The sequence below is a fragment of the Paraburkholderia sp. GAS38 genome (assembly GCF_050434965.1).
Classification (GTDB): domain Bacteria; phylum Pseudomonadota; class Gammaproteobacteria; order Burkholderiales; family Burkholderiaceae; genus Paraburkholderia; species Paraburkholderia phenazinium_A.
The window spans coordinates 163037-184709 of record NZ_JBNDJO010000009.1 but is presented as its reverse complement, the minus strand read 5'-3'; the positions used below and the strand labels follow the sequence as shown (position 1 = coordinate 184709).

17 protein-coding genes are annotated in these 21673 nt (G+C 64.9%); 4 read left to right on the top strand and 13 right to left on the bottom strand.

Annotation, left to right across the window (positions count from 1 at the left end; translation table 11 throughout):
- Window positions 1-42: 42 nt before the first annotated feature.
- Window positions 43-1260: an oligosaccharide flippase family protein gene (locus P3T42_RS21750; RefSeq protein ID WP_429307205.1), complete on the bottom strand. Its 1218-nt coding sequence runs from the start codon at window positions 1258-1260 to the stop codon at window positions 43-45.
- Window positions 1261-1424: 164 nt separating this feature from the next.
- Here P3T42_RS21750 and P3T42_RS21745 point away from each other — a divergent pair, with 164 nt between their 5' ends.
- On the top strand, window positions 1425-2636 hold the full coding sequence (locus tag P3T42_RS21745) for a glycosyltransferase (RefSeq protein WP_429307204.1): 1212 nt from the start codon (window positions 1425-1427) through the stop codon (window positions 2634-2636).
- A 97-nt stretch (window positions 2637-2733) separates the two neighbouring features.
- Here P3T42_RS21745 and P3T42_RS21740 read toward each other — a convergent pair whose 3' ends face one another.
- Complete coding sequence (locus P3T42_RS21740) at window positions 2734-3867, bottom strand: acyltransferase family protein (protein WP_074297886.1); 1134 nt, start codon at window positions 3865-3867, stop codon at window positions 2734-2736.
- Between the two features lie 285 nt (window positions 3868-4152).
- Between P3T42_RS21740 and P3T42_RS21735 the strand changes: the two genes are divergently transcribed.
- Entirely contained in the window at window positions 4153-5364 is a 1212-nt protein-coding gene (locus P3T42_RS21735; RefSeq protein ID WP_429307203.1) for an acyltransferase family protein, read from the top strand.
- A 67-nt stretch (window positions 5365-5431) separates the two neighbouring features.
- A complete protein-coding gene (locus P3T42_RS21730; RefSeq protein ID WP_429307202.1) occupies window positions 5432-6124 on the top strand; it encodes a class I SAM-dependent methyltransferase in 693 nt (230 codons plus the stop codon).
- 92 nt (window positions 6125-6216) lie between these two features.
- Here the strand turns inward: P3T42_RS21730 and P3T42_RS21725 are convergent, their stop codons facing one another.
- From P3T42_RS21725 to P3T42_RS21710, 4 genes are all read right to left on the bottom strand, one after another.
- A complete protein-coding gene (locus tag P3T42_RS21725; RefSeq protein WP_074297882.1) occupies window positions 6217-7362 on the bottom strand; it encodes an acyltransferase family protein in 1146 nt (381 codons plus the stop codon).
- 63 nt (window positions 7363-7425) lie between these two features.
- On the bottom strand, window positions 7426-8622 hold the full coding sequence (locus tag P3T42_RS21720) for a glycosyltransferase (protein WP_074297880.1): 1197 nt from the start codon (window positions 8620-8622) through the stop codon (window positions 7426-7428).
- A gap of 5 nt (window positions 8623-8627) precedes the next feature.
- Complete coding sequence (locus tag P3T42_RS21715; protein WP_074297878.1) at window positions 8628-10376, bottom strand: FAD-dependent oxidoreductase; 1749 nt, start codon at window positions 10374-10376, stop codon at window positions 8628-8630.
- Window positions 10377-10497: 121 nt separating this feature from the next.
- Entirely contained in the window at window positions 10498-11115 is a 618-nt protein-coding gene (locus tag P3T42_RS21710) for a DapH/DapD/GlmU-related protein (protein WP_083640709.1), read from the bottom strand.
- 286 nt (window positions 11116-11401) lie between these two features.
- Here P3T42_RS21710 and P3T42_RS21705 point away from each other — a divergent pair, with 286 nt between their 5' ends.
- On the top strand, window positions 11402-11812 hold the full coding sequence (locus P3T42_RS21705) for a hypothetical protein (RefSeq protein ID WP_429307201.1): 411 nt from the start codon (window positions 11402-11404) through the stop codon (window positions 11810-11812).
- A gap of 43 nt (window positions 11813-11855) precedes the next feature.
- Here the strand turns inward: P3T42_RS21705 and P3T42_RS21700 are convergent, their stop codons facing one another.
- The 7 genes from P3T42_RS21700 to P3T42_RS21670 form a co-directional block, all read right to left on the bottom strand.
- Window positions 11856-13286 carry a glycosyltransferase WbuB gene (locus tag P3T42_RS21700; protein ID WP_429307200.1) on the bottom strand — a complete coding sequence of 477 codons (1431 nt, stop codon included), beginning with the start codon at window positions 13284-13286 and terminating at the stop codon, window positions 11856-11858.
- Between the two features lie 91 nt (window positions 13287-13377).
- Entirely contained in the window at window positions 13378-14520 is a 1143-nt protein-coding gene (locus P3T42_RS21695; protein ID WP_074301556.1) for a glycosyltransferase family 4 protein, read from the bottom strand.
- Window positions 14521-14524: 4 nt separating this feature from the next.
- Window positions 14525-15481 (bottom strand): GDP-L-fucose synthase family protein, encoded by a 957-nt coding sequence (locus P3T42_RS21690; protein WP_074297872.1) that lies wholly within the window; start codon window positions 15479-15481, stop codon window positions 14525-14527.
- Between the two features lie 5 nt (window positions 15482-15486).
- Window positions 15487-16605 (bottom strand): GDP-mannose 4,6-dehydratase, encoded by a 1119-nt coding sequence (gene gmd / locus P3T42_RS21685; protein WP_074297870.1) that lies wholly within the window; start codon window positions 16603-16605, stop codon window positions 15487-15489.
- Window positions 16606-16725: 120 nt separating this feature from the next.
- Entirely contained in the window at window positions 16726-18954 is a 2229-nt protein-coding gene (locus P3T42_RS21680) for a polysaccharide biosynthesis tyrosine autokinase (protein WP_074297868.1), read from the bottom strand.
- Between the two features lie 117 nt (window positions 18955-19071).
- A complete protein-coding gene (locus P3T42_RS21675; protein ID WP_429307199.1) occupies window positions 19072-20184 on the bottom strand; it encodes a polysaccharide biosynthesis/export family protein in 1113 nt (370 codons plus the stop codon).
- A gap of 79 nt (window positions 20185-20263) precedes the next feature.
- Complete coding sequence (locus P3T42_RS21670; RefSeq protein WP_074297864.1) at window positions 20264-21664, bottom strand: undecaprenyl-phosphate glucose phosphotransferase; 1401 nt, start codon at window positions 21662-21664, stop codon at window positions 20264-20266.
- Between the last annotated feature and the right edge of the window lie 9 nt (window positions 21665-21673).

Below are 21673 nucleotides of genomic sequence, written 5' to 3'. Positions count from 1 at the left end.
GCGCGCCCTCCGGCAAGCGCTGCGTCCGATGAACAGTTTGCATCAGGGCCTCTTCACGGTTCGGTACAGCATCCAGCCCGCACTCGCCGCGAGACCGGCGGTCATGGCCCACGCCACGCCCGTGACACCCCACCAGTGCGTCGCCGGCGGCACGATCGCGACCAGCATGATCACCTGCAGCACCGAGGCCTGGGTGGCCGCCTTGGGCGCGCCTATGGCCCGCAGATACGCCACCAGAATCGCGATCACCGCGCCGATCGCCATGTTGATGACGAAGATCCGGAACAGCGGCACCGCCGACATCCACGCCGGCCCCAGCACGAACATGAAGAGCGGCCCGGCGGTCATCCTCAGCACCAGCACGATCGCCACCAGCCCGACCGTGATCAGCGCGAGGCAGCGTATAAAGAGCCTCGCCGCCGAGCCGTCTTCGCGCCGGTAGTGCGCGGAGAAGGTCGGAAACAGATACTGTCCCAGCGCGATCGCCGCATCCGCGAGCAGCATCTGCGCGAGTTTCGACGACATCTGATAGGCACCGAGCGCCACCGGTCCCAGCAGTTTCGCCACCAGCACCTTGTCGAACTGGTTCAGCAGCAGATTGACGACGCTGCCCGCCCAGATCCAGCGGCTGAAATTCACGTAATGGCCGATGCCGTGCCACGCAAGACGCACCGGCGGCCGCGGCGTCATGGTGGTCCAGGTGAGTCCGGTCTTCAGGCTCTCGCCGACCATCATGCCGAGCAATACCGCATACGCACCCGCGCCGCCCCATGCGCAGGCGAGTCCAATGGCGCAATCGGCGAACGCCGCCGAGATTTCGACGCCGGCCAGTTGCTGGAAACGCCGCTCGCGCTGCACCACGTAATAGGCGGGCGAAGCCAGACCGCGCAGCAACGGCAATGCCGCGGCCAGTTGCAGCAGCGCGAGCGAGCCGCCCAGATGGAATTGCGCGTTCATCAACGGCGCCAGCGCGATGAGCAGCAGCGCGATCAGCGCGCCCCGTGTGGTGAGCGTGGTCCAAACCGCACCGAGTTCGGTGCGCGTAGGCGTGGTCTTTGCCTGCACCACCGCCTGCGCGAGCCCGGTATCGCTCAACGATTCGGCAATCGCCACCGAGAGCAGCGCAACGCTCACGCTGCCGATAGCCGCCGGCCCGAGCATGCGGCCGATCGCAAGGAATTTCAGCGCCACCAGGCCGCGTACGAGCACCTGCTGGATCAGGACCCAGGTCGCCGCACTGCCGCCGAAGGCAGGCCTCATCGAGACAAGCGGAACCCTTATCGATCGCACTGAAGCCTCCCCTGCTTGCATGAGCCAACCATTGCCTGACACGGTAACGCGGCTGTTTATGCGGGGACCGCCATCTCATAGCCGATATCGGCCCCGCGCGGGCCTGCGGCCATGTTTTTCGCTACCGTGGGGAGATGACAAACGACACCGTCCTGGTTATCGAACCCGAGTTCTCCGGACATCGCTGGCGCTACGCCGAATGGGCCGCGGCTGCGTGCATCGAAGCCGGCTACCGCTGCGTGATCGTGACCGCCTCGGCGAATGCGACGCACCCGCTAGCGCAACGGCTCGCCGCGGCCGACGACGCCAGCCTGCGGATCGCCTTTGTCGATCCGCCCGCGCAGGCGAGTCATGGCCGCCTCGGCTCGGTGAGCTACGTGCGCTTTCTGCGCGATTTCCAGCACCTGTACCGCAGCGTCAGCCGCGAGTACGGCGTAGCGCTCGTGATCGTCCCCTACGTCGATTACTTCTTCTACGCGCTGCCCTTTTTCGGCTCGCCGTTCGGCGCGACCCCGTGGATCGGCATCACCATGCGGGCGTCGTTTCATCACAGTCAGGTCGGCGTGCGCGCTCCGCGCCGGCCGCTCGTCAATACGCTCAAGGCGGCCCTGTTTCGCCGCGCGCTGCGCGCCTCCGGCATGAAGACGCTGCTGTCCATCGACCCGACCTTGCGCGACTGGTACACCGGCGCCGCGGAACAGCGTGGCGCGGCGCTCGGCGGCGCGGCCGTGCTGTATCTCGCCGATCCGTTTCCCGACACCCTCGCGAGCGACCCCGCCGAAGCGCGCCGGCGCCTGCAGCTCGAAAGCGGCCGCTATCTGCTGGTGTATGGCGCCATCACCGGACGCAAGGGGATTCACGAACTGATCGACGCGCTGGCCGAACGGCAGGACCCGGTGCGCCTCCTCATTGCCGGCGAGCAGGACGCCGACACGCGCGCCTACCTGCACAGCGTCACAAGCGCGTTGACGCAACCTCCCGTGATTCTGGACCGCTTCATTCCCGACGATCTCGAACGCGACCTGTTTTCCGCCTGCGACGCGGTATGGCTCGGCTACAAGGGACACTACGGCATGAGCGGCGTGCTGGTGCAGGCTTACCGCTTCAACAAGCCCGTCATTGCGACTTCGGATGGCCTGATCGGCTGGTTCTGCCGCAACGGCGAGCTGGGTCCGGTGCTCGACGAGCTGTCGGCTACCGCCATCAACGCGGCGCTCGATCAACTGTTCCCGGACGGCACCCAGGGCGCCACCGTGCACGCGTTGCCGGGCGCGCCCGCCGGTCATATGCTGGCGCAAAACACGCTCAGCCAGTTCAAGAAAACGCTGCAGCTTGCGATCTCCTAGCTTGCGGAGTGCATGACTGGTTCCGGCTAACCATCCCACGCAAAAATAAGTAGCCCCAAACGCCGTGCCTGACGCATGCGTGACGAAGTGCCCGCCATCAGGTAGACGACACAACGAGCTTGCTGCGCTTTGAAGTGAGCGCCTTGCCGAGCGCCATGAAGGGCCGTTCGATCAGACGGAAGCTCAGCAGCGACACCAGCACCGCGAGGCTCAGGCCAATCAGCATCACGACGGCGAGCGGCAACGACGACGCTCCCAGCAGCTTGATGGTGGCGATCAGGACAGGCACGTGCCACAGATACAGGCTGTACGAGATATCGCCGAAGAAGCGCGCCACACTGTGTTTGAGCACGCGGCCGGTGCGCGCCGAGCTGATCGCGACCAGCATCAGCAGCGTGGCGGCAGCCCCCTGGAAGTACTCGAGGATGCTGCTGATCCACATCGGCGTCGCTTCGTTGGTGCGCACGTAGTATATGAGCAGGAAGGCGGCCACCGCGGAGCCGATCCTGAACAGGCCGGACTTCGCGAGAAACCATGCGGAACAGGCCGGCAGATGCATCGCCAGCAGAATGCCGAACATGAACACCGGGACGTATTCGAGCGTCGCCCCGAAGCTCGCCGACAGGAACTGCAGCGCGATCGACAGCGGCACGGCCAGCGCCGTCACGAGCAGCACGAATTTCGGTGGACGGCGCGCCGCGAACATCGCCAGAAACGGGAAGATGATGGAGATGCGCATCTCGTGCACCAGCGACCAGACCACCGGATTGACCCGTTCGGTGTCGAACTGTCCGATCAATAACAGGTGGCCCAGCACGACGTCGAGCGTGGGCAGCGGCTGATTCGCGACACCGCGATACCAGTCGCTCAGTCTGGCGTCGCTATAGCCCGGCACGATGCTCGCGAGCGCGCATGCCGCGAGGATCGCAATCCAGTAGGCCGGCATGATGCGCAGGACGCGCCGGATCAGATAGGTCCCGTAGGACACCTTCTTACCGCCCAGAAACGCCTGCGCGAGGACAAATCCGCTCAACGCGAAGAACAGGACCACGGAGCCGTGGCCGCCGAGCAGGAAGTGGAACGGCGTGTATTTCAGGAGTACCGAAAGCCAGCCGCTGTGCAAAGTGACGCCGCTATAGAACTGCGGCAGGATGATCAGGAAATGGGTGCTGACAACGATCAGCGCGGCGATGCCGCGGAGCGAATGCAATTCGGCGTAGTTGGTTTTCACAGCGCCCCCTGTTCGTATGGACCGATAGTACCGGCTGCATTTCAATGGGGTTCGTACGCGGCGTGTACAGCCTAGTGTTCGTCGGTAAGAAACTGAGCCTTCTGCAAGCAATCTGTCGGAAAAACGTGCCGCTATGGCGGAAAAGCAATAAAGGGCGCGGGTACTGTGGAGCCAAGGGTTCCGGGTGGACCGACAGCAGGCGTCAGGGGCGGCAAGCTGCTTCGCGCCAGATGCTGGCGTCCCAGCGCGGAGTGCCCCAAAAAAGCAGTTCTCTGGAGGGAGTCGATGAGCGCCAGTCAGCGATTTGCGATCCTCGACGTGGGTCGCGCTTTGGCCATTACCGGCGTCATCGCAATACATCTGGCGTTGTTCCTGCCGAACCTGCCTGCCACGCTGCAACACGTAACGGAGTACGGCCAATACGGCGTGCAACTGTTCTTCGTCATCAGCGCGATCACGATCTGCAAGACGCTCGAAGATGCCGGGCAGCAGACGGCCAGCACGCGCGAAGCCGTGCGCATGTTTTACATCAAGCGTTTCTTTCGCATTGCGCCGCTCTACTACATCGGCGTCGCCGTGTACGGCATCCTCGACCTGCTGGGGACACGCTTCGCTCATGCCCAGGTGCTCGCCCCTCATCACCTGACGGATGTCGTGGCGAACCTGCTGTTCATCCATGCGTGGGTGCCGTCCGCCGTCAACAGCGTCGTGCCGGGCGGCTGGTCGATCGGCATCGAAATGTTCTTCTATGCGCTCGCGCCGCTGCTGTTCTTCGCCGCGAAAACACGCTCAGGATTGTGGGTCATCACCGTCGGCACGGCGCTCCTCTGTAGCGTCTTCCTCTACGCCGGAGCGTGCCTCGGCCACGCGGGCTGCACAGTGCCGAACAATACCTTTCTCTACTACTGGCCGCCCACCCAGTTGCCGTGCTTCATCGTCGGCTTCTGGCTCTGGCATCTTTACAAGCCGCTGCTGTCGGGGGCTCAACGGGCGTCGCGCCTGACAACCGTCGCGGCGGCAGCCGCCCTCGCCGGCTTCGGTGCGCTGCTGGTCGCCGCCATCGGCATGGAGGCGTTTGCCGCCGTGCCGGTGCTTGTGGCGTTCGCGTCCGCCGCGCTGCTGGTCGCCCTGTGCGGCGTGCCGGCCCGCATGCTGCTGGCGCCGGTCGTGCTGCGTATCGGCCAGAACAGCTATGGCATCTACATCTGGCACTTTCTGGCGATCTTTGCCGTGCGCATGGCGTTGAAGACGCCGTTGTCGGATGTCGCGCGACACTACCCGGTCGCCACGTTTGCGCTCGGTGCGGTCGTCGTCCTGCTGCTCGCGCATGCGGCCGCGCTCGTCACGGCGCGCGAAATCGAGCAGCCCGCTTCGCGCTGGGCACGGCGGCGACTGATCGGGCGCCGGCAAGCCGCACGCCCTCTTCCCGCTTCTCTTCCCGTCTCCCCTCCACCGGCAGCCGCGAGCCACCGGGCGCAGTCAGCGACGGAGTACTAAGCACCTAAAACGTCCGCCGCAGCCCCAATTACCAAACCAAACCAGAACAGAGAACAATCGGGAGATCATGATGAGAAATATCTCTTATGCCAGCCAGACCGTCGAATCGGCCAACCCGCTGGCACGCTACGCACACCGGGCCCGCATCGCCCTCGCCTTGAAACTGGTTGAACGCTTTTGCGCTCCCGATGCGACCGTGGTCGATTTCGGCTCGGGTCCCGGACTCTTCCTGCATACGTTGGGGCAGATTCGCCCCGACCTGCGCCTGATCGGCCTCGATCCGTATATGCAGCCGGCCTATCCCGAGATCCGCTACGAGGTACGCCTCGAGGACCTGGAGCCGGGCTCCGTCGACATCCTGACGGTGCTGGAAGTCTGCGAGCACCTCTACCCGAACGAACTCGACACGCTGCTGAATAACGCCGCGCAGATCCTCCACGAAGACGGCGTGCTGATCATCTCCGTGCCGATCATGTACGGCGCCTCGGTCATTCCGAAGCTCGTGAACTGGGCGATCCGCGGCCGGGATATCCGCGTCGGCTATTCGGCGGGTGAAGTACTGCGCTCCGTTGCAGGGCTCAGGATCTCGCGGCCCGAGAATCCCCGCATCACGCACAAGGGCTTCGATTTCCGGGAGTTGCGCTCGCTCGTCAGCACACAGTTCATGGTCGAGCAGGTGTTTCGCAGCCCGCTTGACTGGTTGCCATGGTGGATGAGTTCGCAGTACTTCATGATCTGCCAGCGGCGTGCGCTGCCGTAGTGCGTGCGGGTGTGTGGGTGTGGGGCTGCATGGCTGCATGGCCGTGGGCCCGGCCCGCAAAGCGGTCCGTCAGCAGGCCGCAAACGCCGTAATCATGCGGTAATAGCAGGACTGGGCGCGGCGCTCGCGCGTTGCCCGTAACGCCGCAGGATCGCCGTCCGCATGGGCCGCTCGATGGCGAAGAAGAGAATCACGCTCAAGCCCACCATGCCGGCCAGCAGTGCAAGCGCGCCGCGCGGGCCGATGCCGGCGAGTTCGGCCAGATGAATCAGCGGGACGTGGATGAGGTAAAGCGAGAAACTCGCCTCGCCCAGCACGACCATCGGCCGCAGGCCCAGCAGCCCCCAGGCGGGCCGTTTCTGCATGGCAATACCGCCCACCAGCAGCGCAAAACACGGCGACAGCAGATAGTAGGCCGGCGCAAGCGGACGCCACACCGACAGCACGCCGATCCCCAACACCGCCAGCAGCGACGCCCGCAGCGCCTCGCGATCGTACCGCCGCCCACCACGCTGCAACTCGCGGCAATAGCACTGCGCGGCAATACCCAGCACGAACTCGAACAGATGAGTAGGCGGAAACTGCGAGGTCAGAAAGCCGCTGCGCGAAGGCGGCAGCAAATGCGGCAGCGCGGCGATCCACAACCCTTGGGCGCAGAACCCGGCAAGCAGCAGCAGGCCGCGTTGAGCCGGCGTGATCCGTTTGACGAAGGCCACCAGCAGCGGAAACGCCAGGTAGAAAAAGGCCTCGCACGAAATGCTCCAGGTCGGCCCATCCCAGGGCTGATTGAGCGCGGCAAACGGCAGCCAGGCGGTCAGGCACAGCAGTTGCGCCAGCAGGCTGGCAATCAGCGGCAGAGCAGGATTGCCAGGCAGCCCGTACCATTCGAACAGGTGCGCGTGGTCGTCCGAGATCAGCAGGATGGCGGTCACCGGTGCCGCCAGCAACAGCGAGAACACCAGCATCGGATAGATCCGCGCGAAGCGCGCCACGTAAAAGCGCCGCATCCCCTCGCCATCGAGGCCGTCGCCGTAGTTGTGCGCGAGGATGAAGCCCGACAGCACGAAGAAGAACGTCACCGCCGGGCGGCTGTCGCCCGCCACCCAGCGCACCGGCGCCGAGAAATTCACGTAGCCCATCACCGCCAGATGCGACACCACCACCCACAACGCCGCGAAAAAGCGGATGCTGGTGAGCGCGGGTAAGGCGCTGCGCGGCTCGCGTGAGGTCGATCTCATGCCTGCAGCCCCGGCCGATGGAACGTGTGGTTCATGCGGTGCCTCGTGTCCCGTTGCTCATCGTTACGCCCGGCGCGCAGCGGAAGTGTCGAGCCCTGCTGGCAGCGCGAAGGCTTCGCCTTCCAGCACGTTCAACAGATCGCGCGCCATGGCTTCGACGGTGAAGCGCGCCTTGAACAGCGCCCGCGCCCGCGCGCCCATGTGGGCCCGCGCGCCGGCATCGAGCGCAAGCCAGCGCCGCAAATTCTGCTCGGTGCCTTCGACCGTATCCGGCGCCACGAAGCCGGCGCCGTCGGCGGCGATCTCGCGCCAGATGTTCACCTTGTCCGAGATCAGCGCGGGCACGCCGCACGCCAGCGCCTCGGCCACCGCAACGCCGAAATTCTCCTGATGCGACGGCAGCGCGAAAGCCTCGCTCGCATAGAAGGCGCCCCACTTGAGCGGTCCCTGCAGCATGCCGGTCCAGGTGACGCGCGCGGCCAGACCCAGTTGTTCCGTTTGCTCGCGCAAGGCCGCAAGCCAACCGTTGCTATCGGGGCCGGCCATGACGAGATGAACCTCGGCGTCGAGCGCCGCCACCTTCGCAAAGGCCCGGATCAGCAGATCGCAGCCCTTCTTTTCGTGGACCCGGCCGAGAAACAGGATCACGCGCTTGCCGCGCAAGTGCGGGTACGCCGACAGAAATGCTTCACGCAGTTCGTCGTCGTTGCGCGGCGGCGCACTCGTGCCATATGTCGAGACGGCTTCGGTCGCGCGGTAGAGCCAGAACGACTCATGCGCCGCGAGACGTTCGTCCTCGGTGGTGTACAGCACGGCGCGGGCATCGCGCAGCACGCGATAGTCCGCCCACGGCCAGTACAGCCATTTCTTCAGATGCTTCAACGCATAGGTCCGTTTGAACCACGGGTCGAGCATGCCGTGCACGTACACGTAGTACGGCACCTCGAGATTGCGCAGCGCGCGCCAGGTGCCGAAGCTGTGGTACTGCCAGAGTCCGTTGACGATCACCGCGTCGAACTCCGGCGCGTGCTGCCGCAGCCAGGGCACGAGTTGCGCAGAATAGGCGTACGTGCTGCGCGTCGGCCCCAACACATGCAACGGCAATGGAAAGTCCTGCAGGAACGGCGCGTCGGCGCCGTCCAACGTCAGCACCTCGACCTGATGCCCCATGGCCCGCAACATCGCGCCGCCCTGCCGCACGCCTTCCGCGGGGCCGCCGGCGCGCGGATCGAGCGAAGCAAGTAAATGAAGAATTTTCATTGCCGTCATTGCTTGCCGAGTGATAGCAGACCATTCCCCGGCGCAGGCGCGATCGAGGCGGCCCACGCCAGTTCGCTCGGAGCAGGCGCGGCCACCTCGCTGGGGGGATCGTCGAGGCCGGGCTGGCTCACGAGCATCGCTTGCGGCGTACTCAGTTCGACGGCGATGTGGCCTGCCAGGCGCAGCGTCAACGCGACGATGGTAATGGTCGGAAAATTGGCGCCCACCGTCGGAAACACCGAGCTGCCGGCAATGAACAGATTGGTCATGCCATGCACCTTGCAATTTCGGTCCACCACCCCTTCGCCCGGCGAATCGTGCATGCGTGTGGTGCCCATATGATGCCAGGTGCCCTCCAGGCCGACGGGCCAGAGCTGCCCCTCGATCGGCGCATCGAGCTTCACTGCGGCCACGCCGCTGCGCTGCAACTCTTCCGCGATCAGCGCGAAGGTGCGGTCGAACGTCCGCTGCACGTTCGAGGTCAGTTGCCAGGCGACGCGCACCCGGTTCATGCCCAACTGGTCCTTCTGCTCCGAAAGCGTCACACGGCTATCGGGATTCGGCTCCGCTTCGACGATGGCCTGCAACTTGACACTCCTGATCAATGCGCGCGGATGCAGGATGCGCGTCAGCGCAAAGCCCGCCGTATCGGTTGGGTGCGAGGCCATGGTGACGAGATCGCGCCCCAGCTTCCAGCCTGGCTGGTCCTTGTGCAACAACCCCTGCTTGCAGCGGATCAGCGCTTCGGCCGCCTTGCTGCCTTCGCCGGCGAACCTCGAGAAGAACCACACGCGCGCGTTCAGCAAGCGCTCGCGCTGCAGCAGCTCCGCGGTCAGCGCGAACTGCGAGGCAATGCGGGTGCCGTGCGCCGATACGGCAGCATTCTGGTAGTGGTACTTGATGTCGTAGAGCTTGTTGCGCGACCACGCGCGGCTAAACTGGATCTCCGCCGACATCAGCCGCGGATGATCCATGTAGAAGCGGCCGACGAGGTCATGACCGTTGCCGAGGCCGGCCGGGCGGATCCGGTTCGAGGCGAGCAGCAGGCGCGCGTTCTCGATGCCGCCGGTTGCCAACACGAACAGTTTCGCGCGCACGCTGATGTGACGTCCGCTTAGCGTCGCGACGTCGACCTTCGTTACGGTACGCGCCGCGCTATCGGTGTCGATATTGAGCACATTGGCATACAGGTACACGCTGATGCGCCGCGAGCTCTCCAGTTCCTTGCGGTACAGCCTGCCGAAGCGCGCCGGCGGGCTGAATTGCGACACCGTATCGCGGACGTTGCCGGTTACGAGCGGCAAACGGCGCACGTCGGGCCGGCCGATCGCCGTTTCCCAGAACTGCGGGTCGAAATTGTTCGGGCCGAGTTTGAGCACGGCGTGCGTGCGCGCATAGAACGGCATGAGTTCGTCGAGACCGAACGGCCAGCCGCTATGCGCGACCCAGTCGCGCTTTTCGAAATCCAGCGGGTCGAGCGGGCGGCACCAGCCGCCCCAGCAATTGCTGCTGCCGCCCAGATAGCGGCTGCGGCTGCCGTCGGCGAACTGATAGGGCAGCCCGGCGTTTTCGCCGCGGTACAGATCGCGTGTCTGTTCATCGGGCTTGAAGCCGCCGCTTTCGAGCACGCAGGTATCGATGCCGAGCCGTTCCATTTCGAGCGCCAGCGTAATCCCCGCGGCGCCCGCACCGATGATGCAGACCGTGGTCCCTACGCACGTTCCTTCCTCGACACTACGGGTATCGATAAACATCCCGTAACCTCCCCGTTTTAGTACTACTGCTCATTCACCGACGCTCATCTATCATCGGTCACGCTACAAGATGCGGCACGACAAGAACGCAGCGCGGCCCGCCAGGCCGTGCTGCCGTTCCTCAGGAACTGAATCGCTGGCGAATGAAACGGCAAGGATTACCGCCATAGATGCCCGCCGCCGGCAGTGAACGGTGCACCACCGAAAGCGGCGTCACGACCGCGGAACGTCCGATCGTCACGCCCTTCTGAACCACGCACTTCGAACTGATCCACACGCCGTCCTCGATCACGATGGGCGCGACCTGCAAATCCATATTGCCGGCCGCGTCATGCGACCCCGAGGTGAGAAAGACCCCTTGCGAGATGCACACGTTGCTGCCGATCCGGATCGGCGCCTGGTTATAGATCCACGAGTCCACGCCGAACCAGCAATTCGCGCCCACCTCGAGATTCCAGGGCGCCTTCACACGTAGCGGATGCACGAAACGGCAACCGCTGCCGATCTGCGCGCCGAACGCGCGCAATAGCGCGACCCGCAGCGCGGAAAACGGCACCAGCCGGTTGTTGATCACGCACGCCTCGACCACGAACCAGACCGCCTCCACCAGCCGGCTCTTGCGGCGCACGTAATTACCCTTGCCGGCAAGGCTCAGGTCGATCACGCGTGGCGGGGCCAACGGCGTCCCAACGCTGTCCGGGTCCCACTCCAGCGGGCCGTCGAGCTCGTCACGCTTCATCCGCATACCCCGCTTCAGTGGAATGCCGTCGCTCACCCGCATACGGAGGGCACGTTGGTCACCGGTGCGTCGCGCGGGCAGACCGCCGCGTCGCGTAAGGAACGGTGATAAGTAGGAAATTTTGCACATGCCGCTGCGAGTTGGATTTCCGCTCCAGGCGATTGGCTCCATCTGCACGGGCTTTGTCGTCTTTGCACTAGCATCGCGTTCAAAGCGTGTCGCGATAGCCACTACCATAGCGATATCGCGCCCCATAACAGGCATGGCAACGAGCGAAGGAACCGACATGATCGACATCGTTCGACGCACTGCACTCACCGCATCCTTTGCACTGACGTGCGCGCTTTTTCCGACCCAGGCCGCACGCGCCGATGGCGCCGCCGCCGTGACGCCCTACGATGCGAACGAAGCGCAACTGAGGGGCGGCCCGCAAGCGTATGACGATATCTACCAGTCGCAGACGGCCGGCGTCGTGCAACCGGGCACGACGCCCGGCATGCCGGGAGGCCAGGCCGCCACGCCGGAAGAGCACATGCTCGCGGCGCCCGGCATGCCGCAGGCCGGCGGCGGGATTGCCGCGCCGGCTGCGCGCAAGGCGAAGGCCGCGCCCGGCGATCCCTACGCGCTGGGCGGCGCCGGGCCGCAACCTTATGGCCTTGGCGCCGAGACACGCCCGGTCTACAAGCTGCCCTACTAGATCGCACGCTCTGCTGACGCGGGCTATACAAGGCCCGCTCGATTCACTCGACCTGGGTTGGCTCAAGCCGTCCCGCACCCACTTGCTCTTCCGCAGCATCGCCTGACGCATTGGCCGATACGCCGCCCGATACCGCGCCTGTCAAACCGCTCGCCAGGCCCGCTGTGAGGCTGCCGGCGATGCCGCCCGGCACGCCATCCACGGCGGTGGAGTTAGACAGATCCACGCTGCCCACCGTCACGTCGTCCTGCCCGGCGAGCGCGCGCAGCCGCGCATTCAAGCCGCCCAACACCCGCGCGCTCGACAAGGTGCGCTCGGCATAGTCGCGTGCCGCGAGACCGAGTGCGATCCGTCGTGCGGGATCGGCGGCCAGCGCCTCGATCGCGGCAACCAGCGCCGTCACGTCCTCCGGCGGCACCACCACGCCGCGCGGCGCGACCACGTCGAACAGTTCCGTGCCGGGGCAGGCCATCGCCACGATCGCGCGGCCGCTCGCAAGCATGCCGCCGAGCTTGGACGGCATCACCAGATCCGCAGCGCCGCCGCGCTGCGGCAGCACGTGAATGTCGGCGAGGTTCAGCAGTTCGTTCAGGCGCTGCGCCGGTTGCAGCGGCATGAAGTGACAGTTGGGCGCACCCGCACAACGCTGTTCGAGTTGCGCCTGCGCAGGCCCGTTGCCGCAAAACACAAAATGGATATCGTGGCGCCGCGCGAGCGCCTGCGCCGCCTCGGCGAGAATGTCGAGGCCCTGCTTCGCGCCCATATTCCCCGCATACAGCACGACGGTTTGCCGAACCGGCAGATCGAGCCCAAGCAATTGCCGGTACGAACTCACATGCGGCAGCGGCGCGATCACGCGCGTATCGACCCAGTTGATAAGACCGCACGTCTTGAGCGGATCCACGCCCTTCAGGACGGCCCGCTCCACCATCTTTTCGGAGAGACTCGAGACGACGTCGAAACGGGCCAGCAGCGTGCGTTCGATCGCGAGTGCGAAGCGTCGTGCTCGCGTACCATGAATCACGCCCAGTTCGAACGCGGCGTCAACCTCGTAGTCCTGAATATGCAGCCATGTTTTGGCGCCGCTCGCGCGCGCCAGCAACAACGCACCCGGCGCACTCATCAGGCTCGGCGCAATGCTCATCACCACGTGCGGACGCCACCGCAGTTGCGCGGCCAGAACCGGCAAGGCGGCGAGCGCAAAGCTCGCCAGGTGCAGCAGGCGCTTCACGCCCGTGGGAACGCGCGGCACCCATAACGGCACACGCAGCACCCGCACGCCGAGCCTCTGTTCGGAGCGATAGCGCCACGCGCGATAGCCGTCCGCGACCTGCCACTGCGGATAATAGGGTTGGCCGCAAATCACGCGCACCTCATGCCCCTGGGCGACCAGCGCCTCCGCCATCTCGGCGGTATATTTGCCGGTTCCCGTCAGCTCGGGGGCATAGTTAAGCCCTACGATCAGAAGCCTCATACAAGATCCCCCTTCGGCGTCCACCCCGCCACGCGCCCAACGGCGCGTTGCAGCGGCGCAAACGCTCAACTGCGGTACGACACCTGCCTGTCTAGCGGGTCAGCATGGTGGCGCAGCCCCGTGCAATGTTGGCGGCCGCGCTCGGCGGATCGAAGCGCTGGATGACCTTCATGCATTGCGTCGCGGTCTCGCCTGCATCGGCGAAGGCTTCGAGCGCCCTCAGCATGGAACGGCGCAGCGACGCAACGTCGCCCGACCTGAACGCATAACCGGTGACGCCGTCGATCACGAGTTCCGGCACGCAACCGCAGTTGTCGCTGACGACCGCGGGGCAACCGTGGTTCAGCGCCTCGTTCACGACCAGCCCCCACGGTTCGCTGAGGCTCGGCAACACGAGGCAGGCGGCGGCGAAATACTCGCGCGAGAGGGCTTCGTCCTGCAGGCTGCCGAGGAAGCACACCCCATCCCTCAAGCGGGCTTCGGTCACCTTCTGTTGCAACGGATCGGCGAGCGGCCCGGTGCCGACGATGCGCAGTTTCGCCGCCGGTATCTGTTGCTTCACGTCCGCGAACGCTTCGAGCAACGCGTCGATGCCCTTTTCCTGCGACAGGCGGCCGACGAACAGAAACACCGGACGCTCGCCAGCCCGCGCGGCGACGCGGTCGGCGACCGCACGCTCGGGCACGAACGACCACGGCAGCGCCGCCGCCTGGCAAGGTACGAAGATGCGTTCGCGCTTGGCGCCGAGCGACATCAGGTACTCGCGGCTGCGCTCGCCGAAGCCGAAATAGCCGTCGCACAGCGAGAAAAACACCCGCTTCGGAACCGAGGTCAGCATGCGGCGCGGACGATCGCGCCCGGTCGAATCGCAGAACACGGCGCGCCGCTTGCCTGTGACGATGCAGGCGAGCAGCATGGCCCAATACTCCGGCCGGTGATAGCCGGGCAGCACGACGAGGTCAGCGCGGGTCTTCAGGACTTCGAGCGTGAGGCGCCACATCATGCGCCAGTGCGGCACATCCTCGTAGCAGCCGTCGAACAGCTTGCGCATCGGATAGCGGTGGTAGGAATAATCCACATCGGAGAAACCGATACGAAACGTTTCGGTATCCGAAATCTGTACGATAGAATATTTGATCGAGCTCGCCGCCGAGATCGAGTACAGGGCCGAAAACACCACGCCCTTGTGACGCGACCAGACTACGTTATGGAAAATCGTCACGGAATTCGCCACCATATCAGACCGTCCCTTCGGAGAGCATGCTTGCGCCGAAGCGTTCGACAAAGTCCAGATAGGTGGCTTCGATCCCTTCCATCAGACCGATGCGGGCCCGCCAGCCGAGGCGTGCGAGGCGCGAGACGTCGAGCAGCTTGCGCGGCGTGCCGTCCGGCTTCGAGGTGTCGAACACGATCTCGCCGTGAAAGCCCACCGCTTGCGCCACTCGCTGCGCCAGCTCGCGAATCGACAGGTCTTCGCCCACGCCGACGTTCAGGAGACCATCGGGAACGCCTTGCTCCAGCACGAACGCGGTGGCCGCGGCGAGGTCGTCGACATGCAGGAACTCGCGCCGCGGCGTGCCGGTGCCCCACACCGTCAGCGTCGCGTCGCCGCGCAGCTTGGCCTCATGGGCCTTGCGGATCAGGGCCGGTAGCACATGGCTGTTGTGCAGGTCGTAGTTGTCGTTCGGGCCATAGAGGTTGGTCGGCATCAAGGCGATGTACTTCGTGCCGTACTGGCGGTTATAGGCCTCGCACAGCTTCAGGCCGGCGATCTTGGCAATCGCGTACGGCTCGTTGGTGGACTCGAGCGCCGAACTCAGCAGATACGCTTCTTCGATAGGCTGCGCACACGCCTTGGGGTAAATGCACGACGAGCCGAAGAACACCAGTTGCGTCACGCCCGCCTGATACGCGGCATGGATCACATTGGTTTCGATCGCCAGGTTCTGATAGATGAAGTCGGCCGGCTGCGTCGAATTGGCGAGAATGCCGCCCACTCGCGCGGCCGCCAGCAACACCACGTCCACCGCTTCGGCGGCGAAGAAACGGCGCACCGCCGCCTGATCGAGCAGGTCGAGCTCGGCGTGGGTCCTCGTCAGGATTGCGCTGTAGCCGTCGGTTCGCAGACGGCGTACGAGGGCCGAGCCGACCATGCCGCGATGGCCTGCCACGAAAATGCGCGCGCTCTTGTCCATAGCCGTTACTCGTGATGTTCAAGGGCCTTGAAGCCGGCCAGCGTGACGAGCGCGTCGCGGCGCGCAATCTGGAAGTCCGAGCGCACCATTTCCTTGACGAGCGTCTGGAACGACGTCGACGGTCGCCAGCCCAGTCGTGCATGCGCCTTGGACGGATCGCCCAGCAGCGTTTGCACTTCGGTCGGCCGGAAGTAGCGCGGATCGACCCGCACGATCACGTCGCCCGGCGACAGGCGCGTCTCCTTGCCTTCCACCTTGTCGACCACCCCCACCTCGTCGACGCCTTCGCCCTCGAAGCGCACCGTCACGCCCAGTTCGCCCGCGGCTGCCTGGATGAACTCGCGCACGCTGTACTGCTGCCCGGTGGCGATCACGAAATCTTCCGGCGTGTCCTGTTGCAGCATCATCCATTGCATCTCGACGTAATCGCGCGCGTGACCCCAGTCGCGCAGCGCGGACAGATTGCCGAGGTACATGTCGTCCTGCAGCCCTACCGCAATGCGGGCAATGGCGCGCGTGATCTTGCGCGTCACGAAGGTCTCGCCGCGCACCGGCGATTCGTGGTTGAAGAGAATCCCGTTGCACGCATACATGCCGTACGCTTCGCGATAATTGACGGTGATCCAGTACGCGTACAGCTTTGCCACCGCATACGGGCTGCGCGGATAGAACGGCGTGGTTTCCTTCTGCGGCACTTCCTGCACGAGTCCGTAGAGCTCGGAGGTCGAGGCCTGATAGAAGCGGGTTTTCTTCTCGAGTCCGAGAATACGCATCGCCTCGAGAATCCGCAGCGTGCCGAGGCCGTCCGCATTCGCGGTGTATTCGGGCTCCTCGAACGACACGGCCACGTGGCTCTGCGCGGCGAGGTTGTAGATCTCGTCGGGCTGCACGCGCTGGATGATGCGCACGATACTGGAGGAATCGGTCAGATCCCCGTGATGCAGGAAGAAATGCCGGTCGGCCACGTGCGGATCGCAACACAGATGATCGATCCGATCGGTGTTGAACAGCGAGGTGCGCCGTTTGATGCCGTGCACGTCGTAGCCCTTGGACAGCAGCAAGTCCGCCAGGTATGAGCCGTCCTGCCCTGTTATGCCGGTGATCAAAGCAACCTTCCGATTCATTGTGTTCCCCTCGTCAAGCGTTTGACTGCAGTGCCGTGCGTCCGACGGTCCACCGGACGCACTTGAAAAAGCGGGAAAAAGCGAACCTCGGTTCATGCAGCGCGAGCCGCGCGGGCGGCGTCAGTCCGCGCGGCTCTCGTATCCGTAGTAGCCGGTGTAGCCGCCCAGGTTGAGCTTCGGCGGCGGCACGTCGGTCAGCAGCACGCCGTGCAGCGCCACCCCTGCATTGAGCAGGCGCTTGAGCGCCTCGGAGATTTCCATGGCCGGGTGCCGTCCATGCCGCACCACCATCAGCGTGGTGCCCGCATGCTTGCCGATCAGCGCGGCATCGGTCACCGCCAGCACCGGCGGCGTATCGACGATCACGAGGTCATAGACTTTGGCGAAGTGTTCGAGCAAGGTGCGAAAGCGCTCGCTCATCAGCAGTTCCGACGGATTGCCGGGCAAGCCGCCCTTGGTGAGCACGTCGAGTCCCGGCAAGACGTCGCGCAGCACGCACTCCTGGATCTCCGCGCCGTTCAGCACATCGGCAAGACCCGGGGTATGCGGCAGTCCGAAATGCTTGTGGATGTCGCCGCGCCGCATGTCGCCGTCGATCAGCAGCACGCGCTTATGCGCCGACGCCACCAGCGCCGACAGATTCACCGACATGAACGACTTGCCCGCATCGGGCCGCGACCCCGTCAGCATCACCACGTTGTTGCGGGCCGAGGTGAGCGCGTACTGCAGCGTGGTGCGCAGGCTGCGCACCCCTTCGACCGCGACGTCGTCCGGCGCCTGAGCCGCGAGCACATGCACGCCGGCCCGCCGCAAACCCACATTGCGTTGCACGCGCAGTTGCAGGCTGCTGCGCGGCACCACCGCGCAGACCGGCACGCCGAGCAACGCTTCGATCTCCGTCGTTTTCTGCACGCCGCCGTAGAGCGTGCGGCGCGTGAACGCGGCGCAGATTCCCAGCACCAGACCGAGTCCGCCAGCGATGCCGATGATCAGGGCTCGTTGCGGACGCACATGGTCGTCGGCGGGTTCCGCATAATCGACCACGCGCACGCTGCCCACCTGCCCCGCCTTGATGATGCGCAACTGCTGCGCGCTGTTGAGCAGGTTCGTATACAGCTCGGTATCGACGCGCACGTCGCGCAACAGACGCAGCGCGGTCTGCTCGGTATCGGGCAGGGTCGACACGTTATGCGTCAGTTGACCCTGCACGCTTTGCAGCGCGGCGATCTGCGCATCGAGTGCCGCGACCGCCGGATGGGCCGCGGTAAACCGCGTCGCCATTTCGGCGCGTTGTTGCTGCAGGTCCACCAGCTTGGTCTTGTTCTCGACGATCTGCTGCAGCAGCAGGCGGCTTTCCTCGCTCAGGTCGACCGTGCCCTGGCGGTTACGGAAGGTGTTGTAGCGCTGTTCAGCCTGATCGAGCTCCGAGCGCAACTGCGGCAACTGCTGGTCGAGAAACGCGAGCGTATGCTCGGCCTCGGCGGACTTGCGGTCGATGTCCTGCTGGACGTACTGCCGTGCAATGCTATTGACGATGGCCGCCGTCAACTCGCTATTGGCGCCCTCGAGGGTCACCGCGATGATGCCCGACTGCACACTGGTCTCCACCACATTGAGCGCTTTCTGCAGCTTGTTGACCGTATCCAACGTCGACGCGCGCTTCAGATCGAACTGCGTGCCGGGGCGCGCCGTTAGCTGATCGACCTGCAGACGCACCGGCCCGTGAGTCGTGACGCCCACCGCCATCTGCCCCACGCGCGCCCGCAACACTTCGGCGCCGGCCTCATCGGTCACGACATAGGAGTCGTCCGGCTGCACGGTCAGGACAAACGGCTTGCCATACATCTCCTTGGGCGTATCGAACAGCGTCACGGCGATCTGCTCGCCGCCCCATCCATACTGAGGCATGTCGAACAGCGGCGCGGCAAGACCATCGGCGCCGCGCAAACGGGCCAGCAGCGGACCGATCACCGGCAGCATGCGCGGCGCCGCCGCGATGTCCAGATGCAGCTTGCGCACTGTCTCGTCGATCACGAGGCGCGAACGGATCAGTTCGATCTGCGCCGAGGTCACCGCCTTCGTGTCGAAGATCGATGCCATGGTTGTCAACGGATCCTTGTTGCCGTTGGCATTGCCCTCGGCCCCGGCGGTGTCTTCCACCTGGATCATCGCGTCGGCCTTGTACACCGGCGTCTGCACGAACGCCACCGTGGCGCCGATCAGCAGCGCCACCACCGTGACCGTGAGAATCATGCGCCAATGCTGCGCCACGACGGACAGGTAATCCGACAGATGCAGTTCGTCCGCACTCTGGATATCGACGTAACGATTTTCGAAATTGGTAGCCATGGTGTCTCGAGTCCTGCACAACGATTGCGTTGGGTTGGGTCGGCGCGCCGCGCCGGGTCCCGATCTGTCAAGCGCCTGTCCTGCCGGCACCGCCCGCACTGCTTGCCCCGCTCACACTCACTTCGCCACGACCGCTCCCGTCACGCCTGCATTGACCAGCGGCAACAGCAGATCCAGCACCCGGCTAAAGCGCACGAGGCCACTGGCGTCGACGTACACCACGTCCTTCGGCTTCAGGTCGAACTGGTTCGCGAGCAGCATGGCCACCGGGGAGCGCGCATCGAGGTGATAGATCTGCGGCTTGCCGTTCGGCTCGCCGCGAATCACATAGAGCTCCTTCGGATCGGACGTGCCCGGATTCACGCTGCCGGCCTGCGAGATCGCCTCGCCCAGCGTCAGCTTGCCGTCCTTCATCGGCGTCACCGTGGCCGGCTTGCCCACTTCGCCCATCACATAGACGGCGTATTCGTCGCGGCCCTCAATGCGCAGCAGGTCGCCGTTCTGCAGGATCACCCGCGACGGGTTCTCGCCGTTCTTGAGCATCTGCGCGACATTGATCTCGTACGTCTTGTCGTCGCGCACGATCACGACGTGGCTCTGATCGGCATTCGGGCTGAAGCCGCCGGCGCGGTTGATCGCTTCGGTGAGGGTCATCGGAATGTCGTTGATGGACTGCGCGCCCGGCGAGCGCACTTCGCCGTCGATGTAAATCTGCTCGGCGCGGAACGACGCGACGCGCACGGTCACTTGCGGCTTGACCATCACCTTGCTGAGATCGGCGACCACCTTGCGCTGCACCTGTTCGGCGCTGTCGCCCGCCACGTGCAGCGATCCGACATACGGAAACTGCAGGTTGCCCTCGTGGTCGACGATGAAGCCCGCGGCCGCATCCGACGGCCGGTTCGGCGCATTCGGCTGACCCACCGCGGCAGCCAGTTCCGGGTGATCCCAGACCGTAATCTGCAACACGTCTCCTGGGCCGATCTTGTACGGACCGGGCTGGCCATACAGGGGCGCGGCGCCGCTTGCGCCCGGCTGTGCCTGCATCGTGCGTTGCTGCTGCACCGATGCCAGCGTGATGTCGGTGATCGGGATCTGCTCCTCACCGGTGGCCTTGCCATCGTCAGTATTACTGACGGGTAGCGTAGGCGGCTGGATCATGCGCATGCCCGGCGCGATCGAACAGGCCGACAGCATCGCCACCGTCACCATCATGCCGAGCACCCGCATACGATGCGCCGTTGAGTGCGCGACGCCAACCCTATACGTTGCCGCTTTTATTTGACACATGTTTGTCTCCCTCACCGCGTCAATAAGCATTGTTATTCACCAGGCCCTTGACGATTGTTGCTGCGATGATGCGCATGTCCAATCCGAAGGACCAGTTACCGAGGTAGTACAGGTCATGCTCAACACGCCGCTCCATTTTTTCGATCCGGTCGGTCTCACCGCGGAAGCCGTTGATCTGCGCCCAACCGGTGATGCCCGGTTTGATCCGGTAGCGCTGGATGTAGCCGGCCACCACCTTCTGATACAGATCGTCATGCTCGAGGGCGTGCGGGCGCGGTCCGACGACCGACATATCGCCGCGTAGCACGTTGAAAAACTGCGGCAGCTCGTCGAGACTGGTGCGGCGCAGAAACGCGCCGACTCGCGTGATGCGCGCATCGTGACGGGTTGCCTGGCTGAGCGCGCCCGCCTTCTCGATATGCGGGCGCATCGAACGAAACTTGTAGATGGTGAAGACGCGGCCGTCGGCGCCCTTGCGCTTCTGCTTGAACAGCACCGGCCCGCGCGAGGACAGCTTGATCGCAATTGCGATCGCCACCAGCAGCGGCGCGAGGGACAGCAGCGCCACCGCTGCAAACAGGCGGTCGAACATTTCCTTTTGCAACTGCGAGGTCTGCGAGAGCGGCGAAGCCACCAGGTTGATCGCCGGCACGCCGAGCAGATCGATCATGGTGCTCTCGAACATCGCGACGCTGCGCAGATCGGGCATGAAGCGAATATTGACGAGGTCGTCGCGCAGTTCTTTCACGCACGCGTGGATGGTGTGCTCTTCGGAGAGCGGCAACGCCAGCCACAACTCGTGCACGTCCTGCGCACGGATGTAGTCGGCGAAGGCATGCAGGTCGTCGAAGGCCGGCACGGCAGGCATCACACCGTTGATGACGCCGCTTAGCGGCGGCCCGTCATGCGCCACGTCCAGCACCGCCGCCGTGCGAAAACCCGCCGCCGTGCAGCCGTCGATCTTGCGGACCAGTTGCGCCGCATGGGCGCCGCGCCCCACCACCGCCACCTGGCGCAGATTCATCCCGGCATGCCGCACGCGGGCCAGCACGCGATGCACCAGCACGCGCGAAACGATCATCAGCGCGCCCGTGGTGCCGGTCCAGTAGGCGAACCACAGACGCGACACGAAGTCGCTGCGGTGCAAGGTGAACATCAGAACCAGCGCACAGGTCTGCACGGTCAGCCAGGCGAGCGACACCTGGCCGATCAGGCCCATCTTCGAGCGGCCGCGCCATGACTGATAGACGCCGAAGGCCGGGAACAACGCGAGGGCGAACGCCGCCGAGAACGCGACGAAGGCGTAATAGATATTGCGCTGACCGATGTCGTCAAAGCGGATCTGGGACGCGATAGCCGCGCCCGAAACGACCAGCACGACGTCCACGAGACGCGCGGCCAATGCTTCCGGCTTGATCATTTTTCTCTC

Excerpts from the sequence above, each read along its gene's own strand:
- P3T42_RS21710 (WP_083640709.1), bottom strand. The coding sequence starts at position 11,115 with ATGAAGCGTGACGAGCTCGACGGCCCGCTGGAGTGGGACCCGGACAGC.
- P3T42_RS21720 (WP_074297880.1), bottom strand. The coding sequence starts at position 8,622 with ATGAAAATTCTTCATTTACTTGCTTCGCTCGATCCGCGCGCCGGCGGC.
- P3T42_RS21735 (WP_429307203.1), top strand. The coding sequence starts at position 4,153 with ATGAGCGCCAGTCAGCGATTTGCGATCCTCGACGTGGGTCGCGCTTTG.
- P3T42_RS21730 (WP_429307202.1), top strand. The coding sequence starts at position 5,432 with ATGATGAGAAATATCTCTTATGCCAGCCAGACCGTCGAATCGGCCAAC.
- P3T42_RS21675 (WP_429307199.1), bottom strand. The coding sequence starts at position 20,184 with ATGCGGGTGCTCGGCATGATGGTGACGGTGGCGATGCTGTCGGCCTGT.
- P3T42_RS21725 (WP_074297882.1), bottom strand. The coding sequence starts at position 7,362 with ATGAGATCGACCTCACGCGAGCCGCGCAGCGCCTTACCCGCGCTCACC.
- P3T42_RS21750 (WP_429307205.1), bottom strand. The coding sequence starts at position 1,260 with ATGAGGCCTGCCTTCGGCGGCAGTGCGGCGACCTGGGTCCTGATCCAG.
- P3T42_RS21680 (WP_074297868.1), bottom strand. The coding sequence starts at position 18,954 with ATGGCTACCAATTTCGAAAATCGTTACGTCGATATCCAGAGTGCGGAC.
- gmd (WP_074297870.1), bottom strand. The coding sequence starts at position 16,605 with ATGAATCGGAAGGTTGCTTTGATCACCGGCATAACAGGGCAGGACGGC.
- P3T42_RS21700 (WP_429307200.1), bottom strand. The coding sequence starts at position 13,286 with ATGAGGCTTCTGATCGTAGGGCTTAACTATGCCCCCGAGCTGACGGGA.
- P3T42_RS21705 (WP_429307201.1), top strand. The coding sequence starts at position 11,402 with ATGATCGACATCGTTCGACGCACTGCACTCACCGCATCCTTTGCACTG.
- P3T42_RS21745 (WP_429307204.1), top strand. The coding sequence starts at position 1,425 with ATGACAAACGACACCGTCCTGGTTATCGAACCCGAGTTCTCCGGACAT.
- P3T42_RS21670 (WP_074297864.1), bottom strand. The coding sequence starts at position 21,664 with ATGATCAAGCCGGAAGCATTGGCCGCGCGTCTCGTGGACGTCGTGCTG.
- P3T42_RS21690 (WP_074297872.1), bottom strand. The coding sequence starts at position 15,481 with ATGGACAAGAGCGCGCGCATTTTCGTGGCAGGCCATCGCGGCATGGTC.
- P3T42_RS21715 (WP_074297878.1), bottom strand. The coding sequence starts at position 10,376 with ATGTTTATCGATACCCGTAGTGTCGAGGAAGGAACGTGCGTAGGGACC.